Annotated in this window: 9 protein-coding genes; all 9 read right to left on the minus strand. The window is 64.3% G+C overall.

Annotation, left to right across the window (positions count from 1 at the left end; all coding sequences use genetic code 11):
• The 9 genes from bcsQ to glgX all read right to left on the minus strand — a co-directional run bounded on the left by bcsQ (window position 1) and on the right by glgX (window position 13420).
• A complete protein-coding gene (gene bcsQ, locus WQQ_RS02035; protein ID WP_007183381.1) occupies window positions 1–777 on the minus strand; it encodes a cellulose biosynthesis protein BcsQ in 777 nt (258 codons plus the stop codon).
• 19 nt (window positions 778–796) lie between these two features.
• The gene (locus WQQ_RS02040) at window positions 797–1708 is read right to left on the minus strand and encodes a flagellar biosynthesis protein FlhF (RefSeq protein WP_007183382.1); all 912 of its coding nucleotides are present in this window, start codon (window positions 1706–1708) and stop codon (window positions 797–799) included.
• Window positions 1709–1727: 19 nt separating this feature from the next.
• On the minus strand, window positions 1728–2330 hold the full coding sequence (bcsD, locus tag WQQ_RS02045; protein WP_157534471.1) for a cellulose biosynthesis protein BcsD: 603 nt from the start codon (window positions 2328–2330) through the stop codon (window positions 1728–1730).
• A 187-nt stretch (window positions 2331–2517) separates the two neighbouring features.
• Window positions 2518–3651, minus strand: coding sequence for a molecular chaperone DnaJ (gene dnaJ / locus WQQ_RS02050; RefSeq protein ID WP_007183384.1), 1134 nt, complete (start codon window positions 3649–3651; stop codon window positions 2518–2520).
• 161 nt (window positions 3652–3812) lie between these two features.
• On the minus strand, window positions 3813–5738 hold the full coding sequence (dnaK, locus tag WQQ_RS02055; RefSeq protein WP_007183385.1) for a molecular chaperone DnaK: 1926 nt from the start codon (window positions 5736–5738) through the stop codon (window positions 3813–3815).
• Between the two features lie 134 nt (window positions 5739–5872).
• A complete protein-coding gene (gene grpE, locus WQQ_RS02060) occupies window positions 5873–6397 on the minus strand; it encodes a nucleotide exchange factor GrpE (RefSeq protein WP_007183386.1) in 525 nt (174 codons plus the stop codon).
• Between the two features lie 137 nt (window positions 6398–6534).
• Window positions 6535–9312 carry a malto-oligosyltrehalose synthase gene (gene treY / locus WQQ_RS02065; RefSeq protein WP_007183387.1) on the minus strand — a complete coding sequence of 926 codons (2778 nt, stop codon included), beginning with the start codon at window positions 9310–9312 and terminating at the stop codon, window positions 6535–6537.
• On the minus strand, window positions 9309–11141 hold the full coding sequence (gene treZ, locus WQQ_RS02070; RefSeq protein WP_007183388.1) for a malto-oligosyltrehalose trehalohydrolase: 1833 nt from the start codon (window positions 11139–11141) through the stop codon (window positions 9309–9311). Before treZ ends, treY begins: the two co-directional genes overlap by 4 nt.
• Window positions 11138–13420: a glycogen debranching protein GlgX gene (gene glgX / locus WQQ_RS02075; RefSeq protein WP_083844381.1), complete on the minus strand. Its 2283-nt coding sequence runs from the start codon at window positions 13418–13420 to the stop codon at window positions 11138–11140. The genes treZ and glgX overlap by 4 nt, the downstream gene beginning before the upstream one ends.
• Window positions 13421–13440: the final 20 nt, after the last annotated feature.

A 13440-nucleotide genomic window follows, 5' to 3' on the forward strand; every position in this document is an offset into this window, starting at 1 on the left:
TCAGACCTTTTCGGAGAGCCAGCCGGCAACGGCGGAGAAATCGCGCGTCGCCACCGAGTCGGGGGCGTAGCGCGAAACCGGCAGCTGCGAAGCCAGCGCCTCTTCGATCGCCGCGTCGAAATGCAGCTTGTGCGGTGCCATGCGAGGACCGAGCTCGCGGTTCATCGCATTGAGCACGTCGCGGCACAGCGCGCGCGCGTTGTTCATGCGATTGACCAGGTAATAGCCCCCAAGAAACTCCGGCCGAGGACGGCTGTAGTCATCCAGCCAGCGTTCCATGCTCGCGATGGTGACGAAGGACGCCGCATCCGGCAACAGCACCAGCAGGGCGAAGCGTGCCGCCGTCAGCGCCTGCTGCAGGTAGACCGAGCCACCCGGTGGCGTATCGAGCAGCACCAGCGAGCCCGCAGGCAGCGGAAGCTCGGCCAGCGCACGCGAAAGCCAGGTCGGATCGCCGTCGAGCATGCGCTCGAAATCCCGGCGGTCGGACTCCGCGAGCGTCCCGTAAGGCAATACCGTGAGCCCCTGCGGGCTGTCGAAACAGGCCTGTGCGAGCGGCAGGCCCTGCAGGGCCTGGACCGCGATACCACGCGATTCGTCGAGCGACATCTGCAGATGCAGCCTCAAAGCGTTCTGCGGATCGAGGTCGACCACCGTCACCGGACGGCCACCATCCAGCAGCGCCGTCGCGAGGTTGGCCACCACGGTCGTCTTGCCGACCCCACCCTTCGGAGAAACGACCGCGACCACCGTCGCAGCTGCTGTCGCGGCCGTCATGGCTGGCGCCTGGCGAGCATCAGCGAGATTTCGGCGGACCGGAAATACGGCTGAAGACGTCTTCCAAATTCTCTTCCTTGAGCTTCTTGGGCTTGGACGGCGCCTCGGCGGCGCGGTAGTTGAACTTCAGTCGCGAGAAGCGTTGCGGCGGGATGCGCTCGGGATCGGACAGGCGCTGGAAAGCGCTCTGCAGTTCGGACCCGGAAGCGGCCGATGCGGCAGCGGATTCGGATGCGGGCGCCGCGGAAGCCGGGGCGGCGACGGTCGCCTCGGTCCGAGGGCGGGCGCCGGGCTTCTGGAAAAAGCTCGTTTTGGGGGCTTCGGCAGTAGCCGTGGCGGTGCTGCCCTGCGTTGGCGAGGTGGATCGAAGCTGAGCGGCCGCAGCCTGCGGAGTAGCCTGAGCACTCTCGCGCTCGGTCTCCTGGGGCGGGACCCGATGACGCTGCAATTCTTCGACGACCCGACGAGTCGTGCGCTCGATCGCATCGCTCTCTGCGCGCTCCAGTGCCTTGGCCTGTTCGACGGCCTGGAGCAGGGTCGTCACTTCGTTGGCGCTGCCGGGCGACCGGGCCGAGTCCGGAGTCGAGGCCGCTGGCGTCTGAGCCACGGGCGGCTCGGAGCGCTGGGCGACGCGCGTCGGCGTCTCGACCGCCGCCTTGAGCAAGGGCCAGCGCTGGGCCGCCTCGCTGCCGGCAGCCGGCATGCGCGTGATCAAGGGGTTGAGCCTCACGGTCGGCGGAAAGGCCGGCGCCTGCTGAGCCTTGGAGGTGGCGGCTTCCGCTGCATGGCGCGTGTTCGCAGCCGCCTGCACCCGAGCGTCTTCGGTGCCACGCGAGAGTGCGCGCGTTTTTTCGCGCATCTCCTGGTAATCGCCCGGGTTCAGGCCGAGATGGGAGAACAGCTGTTTGATGTCGTCGCTGCGGTCGGCCATGGCCTCGAGCTCCAACCGATCAAGCAAAGTAGCTGGGGTGCGCGAGCCGGAAACGCAGCGTATCCACGGCTCCCTCGGCACCACCGATCTGATGCAACTCGAGCTGGTTCGCTGCACCGACCTGACGCAGCCAGGTCGCGTACAGACCTTCGAGCACGCCAGAAGCCCAACTCAGCGCGTTGTCGCCGAAGGCCTGACGCAATGGCGCGCAGGAATGCGCGAATTCGAGCGACGACTGCAGGTCTCGAACCTTGACCCAACCCCAGTCAAGCTTGTTGAAATAGGCATTCGCGTTGGATTCGAGATCGGCCAGACTGGCCCCGCCCGGTAGCGGATTCTGTGTGGCGATGCGACCGCCGATCACGAAAAAGAAAGCCCGCAATTCTTCGACGGGCATCTGCTGCATGAGTTCTTCGGCCAAGGCACGCAGGAATCCCGCCCATTGGGAGTTACAGGCCCTGGACTGAAAGTACTGCAGGCTTCCCTGATCGACGTCGCTCATGCGCACTCCCAGATACGGGCCGCCAAACGCAGGGCGTACGGCACGTGGTCTTTGACTTATCTCTTTAAAGTAAAGAGGAAACGTGTTGATTTCAATGCCGATAGCGTCCTGCTGCGGCAAGCTTCGAGAGCGCAGGCAACCGGCGACATCCGGCGACCCGTATTGTTTCGGGAAATGAACGAAGTATCAGTAGACAAAAGCTACCGCGGGCTTAATCGAGATTGGAGATGCAAGCGCTTGATAAGCCTGTGCAAGCCGTCACAGCGGGTCTCGACAACACAAGACCCGCCGCCGCGGCGCCAACATCTTAGCGCGCGTCGGCGCCGAAGAATTTTTTGGCGCGATCGAGCCAGGAGGCCGATTCGGGGCTGTGTCCTGCACCGTCTTCGCCCTGCAGGGTCTGGCCCAGCTCGCGCAGCAGCTCACGCTGGCGCTTGGTCAGCTTGACCGGGGTTTCGACGACGACGGTGCACAGCAGATCGCCGACCGGACCGCCGCGCACCGACTTCACGCCCTTGCCGCGCAGGCGGAACACCTTGCCGGTCTGGGTTTCCTCGGGAAGCTTGAGCTGGGCCCTGCCGGCCAGCGTCGGAACGTCGAGCTCGCCCCCGAGCGCGGCGGTGACGAAGTCGATCGGCACCGTGCAGTACAGATCGCTGCCATCGCGTTCGAAGAATTCGTGCGGCTTGACGTTGACCTGCACGTAGAGATCACCCGGCTGGGCGCCCTTTTCGCCGGGCTCGCCCTCGCCGGTCAGGCGAATACGGTCGCCGGTGTCGACGCCGGCCGGAATCTTGACCTCGAGCGTCTTCTCCTTGCGCAGCTTGCCGGCGCCGCGGCAGCTCTTGCACGGATCGGTGACCTGGGTTCCGCGGCCGCGGCAATGCGGGCAGGTCTGCTGCAGCACGAAGAAGCCCTGCTGCACGCGCACCTGGCCGGCACCACCGCAGGTGCTGCACTTGGGCGGCGCCTTGCCGTCGGCGGTGCCGTGCCCGTGGCAGGTTTCGCAATCGTTGAGTGTTGGAATGCGGATGGTCTCGGCCGAGCCGAACACCGCCTGCTCGAGCGTGAGATCCATCATGTAGCGCAGGTCTGCACCGCGACGCGGCCCGCTGCGGCGTCCGCCGCCTCCCCCGCCGAAGATGTCGGAAAAGACATCCCCGAAAATGTCCGAGAAACCGCCGCCCATGTCGCCGAAGCCGCCACCGCCGCCGCGCGACAGCCCCTCGTGGCCGTGCTCGTCGTATACCGCACGTTTGTGCGGATCGATGAGGACTTCGTAGGCCTCGTTGCACTCCTTGAACTTCTCCTCGGCTTCGGCATTTCCCGGATTGCGGTCCGGGTGCAGCTTCATGGCCAAGCGGCGATACGCCTTCTTGAGTTCGTCGTCGGTGGCCTGGCGGCTGATGCCGAGAACTTCGTAATAGTCGCGCTTGCTCATGGGTGCCAGGAGACGTGAAACGGGAGACGGGAGGCGAAAAAGCTCATCGGGCGTGAGTTCGATCGAATGCGGTTTGGACAGGCAAGGTTCGTGTCAGAAAAAACGAAACGGGAGACGTGGCCGCTTTCGCGTCTCACGCCTCCCGTTTCTCGTTCCCCGACTTACTTCTTGTCGTCCTTGACCTCGGTGAACTCGGCGTCGACGACGTCGCTGTCCTTGCTGGACGCGCCCGGCGCGCCGCCCGGAGCCGCACCGGCCGCATCACCGCCGGCCTTGGCGTAGGCACGCTCGGCCAGCTTGCCGGACGCCTCGCCGAGCGCGGCCGTCTTGGCTTCGATGGCGTCTTTGTCGCTGCCCTTGATGGCTTCGCGCAGTTCGCTGATCGCGGTTTCGATGGCCTTCTTCTCGTCTTCCTGCACCTGCTCGGCCAGATCCTTGAGCGACTTCTCGACGCCGTGGATCAGCTGGTCGGCCTGGTTGCGGGCGCCGATCAGCTCGTTGAACTTCTTGTCTTCCTCGGCGTGCGCTTCGGCGTCCTTGATCATCTGCTGGATTTCAGCGTCCGACAGACCCGAGTTCGCCTTGATGACGATGCTCTGCGACTTGTTGGTCGCCTTGTCCTTGGCCGACACGTTGAGGATGCCGTTGGCGTCGATGTCGAAGGTCACCTCGATCTGCGGCATGCCGCGCGGGGCCGGCGGAATGTCCGACAGGTCGAAGCGGCCGAGCAGCTTGTTGGCCGAGGCCACTTCGCGCTCACCCTGGTAGACCTGGATCGTCACCGCCTGCTGGTTGTCGTCGGCCGTGGTGAAGGTTTCGGACTTGCGCGTCGGGATCGTGGTGTTCTTCTCGATCAGCTTGGTCATCTTGCCGCCGAGGGTTTCGATACCCAGCGACAGCGGGGTGACGTCGAGCAGCAGCACGTCCTTGACGTCGCCGGCCAGCACCGCGCCCTGGATCGCGGCGCCCACGGCGACCGCTTCGTCCGGGTTGACGTCACGGCGCGGCTCGCGGCCGAAAAATTCCTTGACCTGGTCCTGCACCTTGGGCATGCGCGTCTGACCGCCGACCAGGATCACTTCCTGGATCTCGGAAGCCTTCAGGCCCGCGTCCTTGAGCGCGATGCGGCAGGGCTCGATGGTCTTGGTGATGAGTTCGTCGACCAGCGACTCGAGCTTGGCGCGCGTCAGCTTGAGGTTGAGATGCTTCGGGCCCGAGGCGTCGGCCGTCACGTACGGCAGGTTGATTTCGGTCTGCGTCGTGCTCGACAGCTCGATCTTGGCCTTTTCGGCCGCTTCCTTGAGGCGCTGCAGCGCGAGCGGATCCTTGCGCAGGTCGATGCCCTGCTCCTTCTTGAACTCGTCGGCGATGTATTCGATCACGCGCATGTCGAAGTCTTCGCCACCGAGGAAGGTGTCGCCGTTGGTGGCCAGCACTTCGAACTGGTGCTCGCCGTCGACTTCGGCGATCTCGATGATCGAGACGTCGAAGGTGCCGCCGCCGAGGTCGTAGACGGCGATCTTGCGATCACCCTTGACCTTGTCGAGGCCGAACGCGAGCGCGGCGGCGGTCGGCTCGTTGATGATGCGCTTGACGTCCAGGCCCGCGATCTTGCCGGCGTCCTTGGTGGCCTGGCGCTGGCTGTCGTTGAAGTAGGCCGGAACCGTGATGACGGCTTCGGTGACGGTTTCGCCGAGATAGTCTTCGGCCGTCTTCTTCATCTTGAGCAGGGTCTGCGCGGAGATTTCCGGCGCCGACAGCTTCTTGCCCTTGATCTCGACCCAGGCGTCGCCGTTGCCGGCCTTGGCGATCTTGTAGGGCACCATGTTGATGTCCTTCTGCACCACCGCGTCATCGAAGCGGCGGCCGATCAGGCGCTTGACCGCGAACACGGTGTTGTGCGGATTGGTCACGGCCTGGCGCTTGGCCGAGCGGCCGACGATGATCTGGCCGTCGTCGGCGTAGGCAACGATGGACGGCGTGGTGCGCTCGCCTTCGCTGTTCTCGATGACCTTGACGTTGTTGCCTTCCATGATGGCAACACAGGAGTTGGTGGTGCCGAGGTCGATGCCGATGATCTTTGCCATTGTGGTGTTGCTCCGAAAGATTGCTGTTGCCGCTTATCTATTGATCACTGCGGGCATTTCAAGAGGTTTTGGCTCTGCCCGGAATGACGCGTGTCAATGTTGTCTGGAAGACGTGCCGAACACGCCCGACGGTCTCAGGGCGCCCGCGCCACGATGACCATGGCCGGGCGCAGCAGGCGCTCGTGCAGCTTGTAGCCCTTCTGCATCACCGTCAGCACATGGTTGGGTGCCACGTCGGCCGAAGGAACCATGCTCACGGCCTCGTGGAAATCAGGGTTGAACGGAAGACCCTTGGGGTCGACCGCGGTCACGCCGTGCTTTTCGAGCACCGACACGAGCTGGCGGCGCGTGAGCTCGAGGCCTTCGGCGATGGTCTTGGCCGAAGCGTCGGGCTTGTCGGCTGCGACCAGACCCAGGTCCACCGAGTCGGCGATGCCGAGCAGCTCGCTGAGCAGCTTTTCGGCGCCGAACTTGCGGCCCGAATCGATCTCTCGTTCGGCTCGCTTGCGCACATTGTCGAGTTCGGCGAGCGAGCGCAGGTGCGCTTCCTTGGCGGCCTGCAGCTGGTTCTTGAGATCTTCGACCTGCTGCAGCGCAGCGGTCAGTTCGTTGCCTTCGGCGGCGGTTTCGGTCGGTTTGGGCTCGGCTTGATCCGTCATGATGAGGTTGGCTACGGCTGTCTGGGCGATGATGCAGCTGTTTCTGGGTTCGCGATCGGCAGTTTCAATAGCCCATGGGGCAAAAGTTCCGGCGATCGACAGAAAAAGCGGCAAAGGGCCGCGATTGTAGCGGCCGATCAGGCTCGAAGCAGCAACGCCACCGGGAAGGCAGACAGCAATTCGCTCACGTTTCGTGCGCCACCGTTGACGACACGATCACTGAGCAGATCTCGGTACTGACCGTTCGGTAACATCAGCTGAGTGTCTCTCCAGTCGGCAGGCTGCGCCGGATCGGGCTGCAGCGCCGGCCATAGCCGCGGAGCGAGCACGAGCAACTGCGCGGAGTCATCCTCGCGAGCGTAGGCGACCAGGTGATCCGCACGTTCGCCCTGTGCGGCCAACGGCCGGTACACGCCCGCGGCGAACAGCAGCGGCTTTCGCCTGCGCAACTCCAGCACGCGCTGCACGAGATGGAGCTTGGGCAAGCCATCGGCCCAACGCTGCATGAGCGCCGCGGGATTCGATTCCTTGCGCAGCTCCGCCAGCTGCTCACGCAGTCTCGCGTAATCGACCGGCCGCCGATTGTCCGGATCGACCATCGACAGCTGCCAGCTTTCGGACCCCTGATAGAGGTCGGGCACGCCCGGCATGGTCAGCCGCAGCAGCGTCTGCGACAGCGAGTTGAGTGCGCCGAGCGCACCGACGCGCTGCATGAATTCGGCAAAGTCGAGCAGGAAGGCATTCGGCTTGCTCGCATCGAGTGCGCCGCGAACGAAGCTGCGCACCGCGTCCTCGTAAGCCGCGACCTGATTGGTCCAGCTCGAACGCTCCTTGCCTTCGCGCACGGCCTTGAGCATCGCCTCGATGACGCGCTCGGCGAGCGCTGCCGCGCCGTCCACGTCGTCGACGCGCAGCTCCATCGGCCAGGCACCGACGAGCGTTTGATAGAAGTAGTACTGGTGATTGCGATCAGGCGCGGCTTCGCCCTCGTGTTCGCCGACCCAGCGCCGGTTCGCACGCGTCCACGCCGACACCCGCCTGCCCCACTCGGCCGTCATGCCGGACAGCGCCGCGATGCGCATGCGCGCGTCTTCGCCACGCTTGGTGTCGTGCGTGGTCGCGCCGAGCATGTCGGCCGGAAACTTCCTGAGCCGCTCTTCGTTGGCGCGGTGAAACGCCGACACCGTGACCGCATAACGACGCGGATCGCCACCGACTTCGTTGTGCGCGAGCAGGCGAAAGTGCCGATAGAAACTGGTGTCTTCGAGTCCTTTCGCCATCGCCGGACCCGACAGCTGCTGGAAGCGCTGGGCCGCACGCAAGGCAAGCTCGGCGTCGTAGCCCGAATCGGGCGCACAGAGCTCACCCTTGAGCAGCTTGCCCAGAAAATCGAACACCGACGTGTCCACCGCGCCGGCGGCTTTCTTCGCACGGCCGACGGCCCAATCGATCACGCGCAGATCGGCCGCGCTCGGCGCGAGCCTGCGATCGAGATACGGCCGATACACCGGAAAATGCGCGATCAGCGATTCGAGCGCCCGGCGAATTCCGGCGTAGGTGAAATCGCGCGAGTGCCAATCGCTCGCGCTGAGCGTCTGCACCGCGTTGGCGAGCACGCCCACTTCGCTCGCGAGCGACTCCTGGAGAATCTGCAGCTTGCTGCGCACGAGCAGCGAATCGAAATCTTCGTCACGCCGGGTATAGCGCCGATACAGCAGCGACAGCGCGCGCTCCGACGCCGGATCGATGAACAGTCCGCCGACGAGATTGAGCGTGTCGTAGCCGGTGGTGCCGGCGACCGGCCAGCTCTCGGGCAAGGATTCGTGCGGGGCCAGAATCTTCTCGATGACGATGTAGATCGGCGCATCGGGCTTGCCGGCGGCGGCCTGCAGGCGCTCGGCATATTCGCGGGGGTCGAGCAGGCCGTCGACGTGATCGATGCGCAGGCCCTGCACCTTGCCCTGCGCGACGAACTCGAACACGCGCTCGTGCATGCTCGCGAACAGGGCTTCGCGCTCGACGCGCAGGCCCGCGAGATCGTTGATGTCGAAGAAGCGGCGATAGTTGATTTCGTCGGCGGAGACACGCCAGTACGCGGCTCGATAAGCCTGGCGATCGAGCAGCTCGCCGAGCGCTCGCCAGTCTTTCGAGAACTCGGCCAGCGTCGATGCGATCGCAGCGGCGAGTTCCGCATCGGTGCGCACTGCCTCGGCGAGCCGCGACTTCAAGCCGCGGGCGGTGTCGATCAGGGACTGGTCCGAGCCTTGATGCGTCGACAGCGCTTCGAAATCGCGCACCAGATTCGCGAGCTCGCGAGCGTGTTCGCCCGTGTACCGCTTGAGCGAGGGCTCGAGCAGAGCCAGGTAATCGAGGGGCGAAACCGGCAGTCGTGTCTCGTAGTACCAGGCATCGATCTGCCCGGCCTGCGCATCGAGCCTGAGCGTGAGTTCGCCCTGCTCGAGCACGATGCCGAACGGAGCGCCCAGCACGGGCAGCAGGACTTTTCCCTGCAGGTTCCGTCGCGACGAATTCCAGTCGACATCGAACATGCCGGCCTTGGCCGAGCGCTGCCCCCATTCGAGCATTTCCATCCACGCGGCATTGTCCGCCCCGACGCCGACGTGATTCGGCACGAGGTCGAGAATGATGCCCAGGCCGAGCGACTGCGCTTTCGCGCAGAGCCGATCGAAACCCTCTTCGCCGCCGAGTTCCGGATTGACGCGGTTGTGATCGATCACGTCGTAGCCGTGCGTCGAGCCCGGACGCGCGGCCATGATCGGGGATAGATACAGATGCGAAACACCGAGGTCGGCGATGTACGGCAACACCTCGATCGCATCGTCGAAGGTGAAATCCTTGTGCAGCTGCAGGCGATACGTCGCTCGCGGAAGCTGCGCAGACTGCGGAGCTTTCACCCGACCGCTCCTTCCTGATCGAGCCTGTTGACCGCAACGTACCAGGGCGGCAACTCGCGGCCTTCGAGGCGCGCCGTCGCATACAGCGTGCGACCGAGCACCGCACCTTCCCCGTGAGTGCGAGGCTGGTCGCCGAGGTTCGCGACGAGCTGCAGCACCGCGGCATCGGCGAAGCGCCACTGCACGTTCAGCACGCCGTTGTCGACACTCGCGCTGCCGACAGCACTGCCTTGCGCAAGCAAGGGCGACACGTGCTCGCGGCGCAGTGTCAGCAGATCTCGATACAGCGCCAGCCAAGGCTTGGCCGAATCCTGCTGGAGCTTGCTCCAGTCGAGCACGGCGCTTTGGAAAGTCGACGCTGCCAGCGGATCGGGAATGCGCTTGCGCGCCTCCTCGCTCTGAAACTCGGGAAACGACTTGAACTCTTCCGCACGCCCTTTGCGCACCGCATCGGCCAGTTCGCCCGTGAAGTCGCAAAAGAACGGAAACGGCTGCTCGCAGTTCCATTCCTGCCCCATCCAGAGCATCGGAATCTGCGGGCCGAGCAACAGGATCGCGGTGGCAGCGCGGATCGCCTCATCGGATGCGAAGTGATGCAGCCGCCAGCCGTAGGCATGGTTGCCGACCTGATCGTGGTTCTGGATGAACGAGACGAAAGCCGTCGCCGGAAGCGCCTTGCTGGGCTCGCCTCGACGCGCACCGTCGCGATGCGCCGAAACTTCGCCCTGATAGGCGAATCCTTCGGCGAGCACACGCGCCACATGCTTGAGCGGCTCATTCGCGTAGTCGGCGTAATAGCCGCTGGTGTTGCCGGTCACGGCCACGCGCAGCACATGGTGATAATCGTCGTTCCACTGCGCGGTGAACGGGCCCAGGCCCTGCTCGGCACCGGCGTAGCCGAAGCCGAAGCCGAGCACGCTGCTGCGGTTCTGATCGTTCTCGAGCACCAGGTGCACATGACGATCCGGAATCACCTCGCGAATACGCGTGCCGAGCTCGGTCACGAAATCGGGCTTGCTGTCGTCGGCGATCGCATGCACGGCATCGAAGCGCAGGCCGTCGAGGTGATATTCCTGCAGCCAGTACAAGGCGTTTTCGATGAAGAACGAGCGCACGACTTCGTTGTGCCGGTCATCGAAATTGATGCCCGCGCCCCACGGCGTCTTGTGCTTTTCGGTGAAGAAATCGGGCGCGTAGGCGTGCAGGTAGTTTCCGTCGGGGCCGAAGTGGTTGTAGACCACGTCGAGCATCACCGACAGCCCTTTGGCATGCGCGGCGTCGACGAGCCGCTTGAGTCCTTGCGGCCCGCCGTAGCGCTCTTCAACCGCATAGAGCAGCACGCCGTCGTAGCCCCAGTTCCAGCGGCCCGGACATTCGGCCACCGGCATGATCTCGATCGTGGTGACACCCAGGCTCAGCAGATGATCGAAGTGCCCGATCACGCCATCGAAATCACCGCGCTTCGAAAAGCTGCCGACATGCAGTTCATACAACACGTGCTCGTGCCAGGGACGGCCTTTCCAGTTCGCATCGGTCCAGTCGAAGGTCCTGGCATCGACCACTTCGCTCGCGCCGCCCAGGCTCTGAGGTTGATAGCGCGCGGCCGGATCGGGAACCAGCAGATCGCCGATCTTGTAGCGATAGCGTGTACCGGCGTTCGCCTGCTGGGTACGCAATTCGTGGAAGCCATCCTCGCCACGCCGCATCGGCAGCGTCGGGCCGCCTTCGATCACGAGTTCCACCGCTTCGGCACCCGGCGCCCACAAGCGGAATTCGACGCCGTCATCGGTGACTTCCGCGCCGAACGGCAAACGGCGATAGCGTTTCATGCGGCTTCCTTGCCTTTTCTGTTCCTGCGTTGCGCAACGGCTTCGTCTTCGACGATCTGGTCGTTGGCGGGCGGCTCGACGTTTTCGGGAATCGCGTCAGGCACCGAGGCCGCGAGCGGTTCCTTGCCACGCAGCACCGGCATGCCGCGATTGATGAACAAAGCCATCGAGCGGCCCTGGATGCGGAACGATTCGCCGCGCTCGTAGAATTGCCCGGGCTCTGCGAAGCCGCTATCGAGCGCAGTGTCGATGAGCTGCTCCCAACGCAGTTCGACGTCCAGCGCCGGCATGCAGAAATCGATCGCCTCATGATGCGCGTTCATCATCACCAGAAAGCTGTCGTCGATGTCGCGCTGCCCGCCGGTCGTGTAGTACTCGCCAGCGGCCCCGCCGAGCACCCAACCGAAGCAACGCGCCATGCCGTTGTTCCAGTCGTCGGTGGTTTGCTCGCGGCCATCGGGCGCGATCCAGGTGATGTCCTTGAGGCCATCGGCGGCCATCACCTTGCCGCGGAAGAACGCAGGCCGCGAAAACACGCGGTGCTTGCGCCGCAGTGCGATCACGCCGGCGACGAATTCACGCAGGCGCTCGTCCTCGGGGCGCAGGTTTTCCCACTGCGTCCACGACAGCTCGTTGTCCTGGCAGTAGGCATTGTTGTTGCCGTTCTGTGTGCGGCCCATCTCGTCGCCCGCGAGCAGCATCGGCACGCCGAGCGACAGAATCAGCGTGGCGAGATGATTGCGCTTGAGCTGGTCGCGCAGCGCGAGAATGGCGATGTCATCGGTGGGGCCTTCGGCGCCGCAGTTCCACGATTCGTTGTGATCGTGGCCATCGCGATTGTCTTCGCCGTTGGCCTCGTTGTGCTTGTCGTTGTAGGACACCAGATCCTGCAAGGTGAAGCCATCATGCGCGGTGACGAAGTTGATCGAGGCCCACGGCCGCCGCCCGCTGTGATCGTAGATGTCCGAGCTGCCCGCGACGCGGTTGCCCATTTCGGCGAGCAGCCCGCCATCACCTTTCCAGAACTTGCGTACGGTGTCGCGGAACGCACCGTTCCACTCCGCCCAGCCCGGCGGAAAACCGCCCACCTGGTAGCCGTAAGGGCCAAGATCCCAGGGCTCGGCGATCATCTTCACCGTGTTGAGCAGCGGGTCTTGCCGCACCGCGTCGAGAAACGCGCTGCCCGGATCGAAGTTTCCGTGCTCGCGTGCGAGCGTCGAGCAGAGGTCGAAGCGAAACCCGTCGACGTGCATTTCGCTGACCCAGTAGCGCAGCGAATCCATGACCATCTGCAACACGCGCGGATGATCCATGTTGATCGTGTTGCCCGTGCCGGTCACGTCCCAGTAGTAGCGCTTGTCTTCGGCCAGGCGGTAGTAGCTTGCGTTGTCGATGCCGCGCAGCGACAGCGTCGGGCCCATGTGATTGCCCTCGGCCGTGTGGTTGTAGACCACGTCGAGAATCACCTCGATGCCCGCGCCGTGAAAGCGCTTGACCATCGTCTTGAATTCTTCGATCAGTCCACTCGACAAAAAGCGCGGATCGGGCGCGAAGAAGCCGATGCTGTTGTAGCCCCAGAAATTGGTGAGGCCCTTTTGAGTCAGATGCCGGTCGTTGAGAAAGTGATGAATCGGCAGCAGCTCCACGGCGGTGACGCCGGTGCGCACGAAGTGGTCGAGCACCGGCGGCGCGACCAGCCCTGCGAAGGTGCCGCGCCGTGCGGGCTCGACGCCCGGATGACGCTTGGTGAAGCCGCGCACATGGGTTTCCATGATCACGGTTTCTTCCCAGCGCGTGCGCGGACGCCGGTCTTCGCCCCAGGTGAACGAGGTATCGATGACCCGGCATTTGGGCATGTAGCGCGCGTTGTCGCGGCGATCGAACGACAGGTCTTCCTTGGCGTTGCCGATGCGATAGCCGAAGTTCGCATCGCTCCAGTTGATCTCGCCCGCGATCGATTTCGCGTAGGGATCGAGCAGCAGCTTGTGCGGGTTGAACCGGTGGCCGTTGGCCGGATCGTAGGGGCCATAGACGCGATAGCCGTACAGCACGCCCGGACGCGCATCGGGCAGATAGCCATGCCAGACCTGATCGCTGTACTCGGGCAGACGCACGCGGGCCACTTCATGCTGACCCGTGGCGTCGAACAGACATAGATCGACCGCTTCGGCGTGCGCCGAAAACAATGCGAAGTTCACTCCCTCGCCGTCCCAGGTCGCTCCCAAAGGGTAAGAACGCCCGGGCCAAACCACAGTGCGGGACTTCGCAGTCGAATCCATTCGGTTTTTCCATGTCGAAC

Origin of the sequence: Hydrocarboniphaga effusa AP103 (assembly GCF_000271305.1) — a bacterium.
Classification (GTDB): domain Bacteria; phylum Pseudomonadota; class Gammaproteobacteria; order Nevskiales; family Nevskiaceae; genus Hydrocarboniphaga; species Hydrocarboniphaga effusa.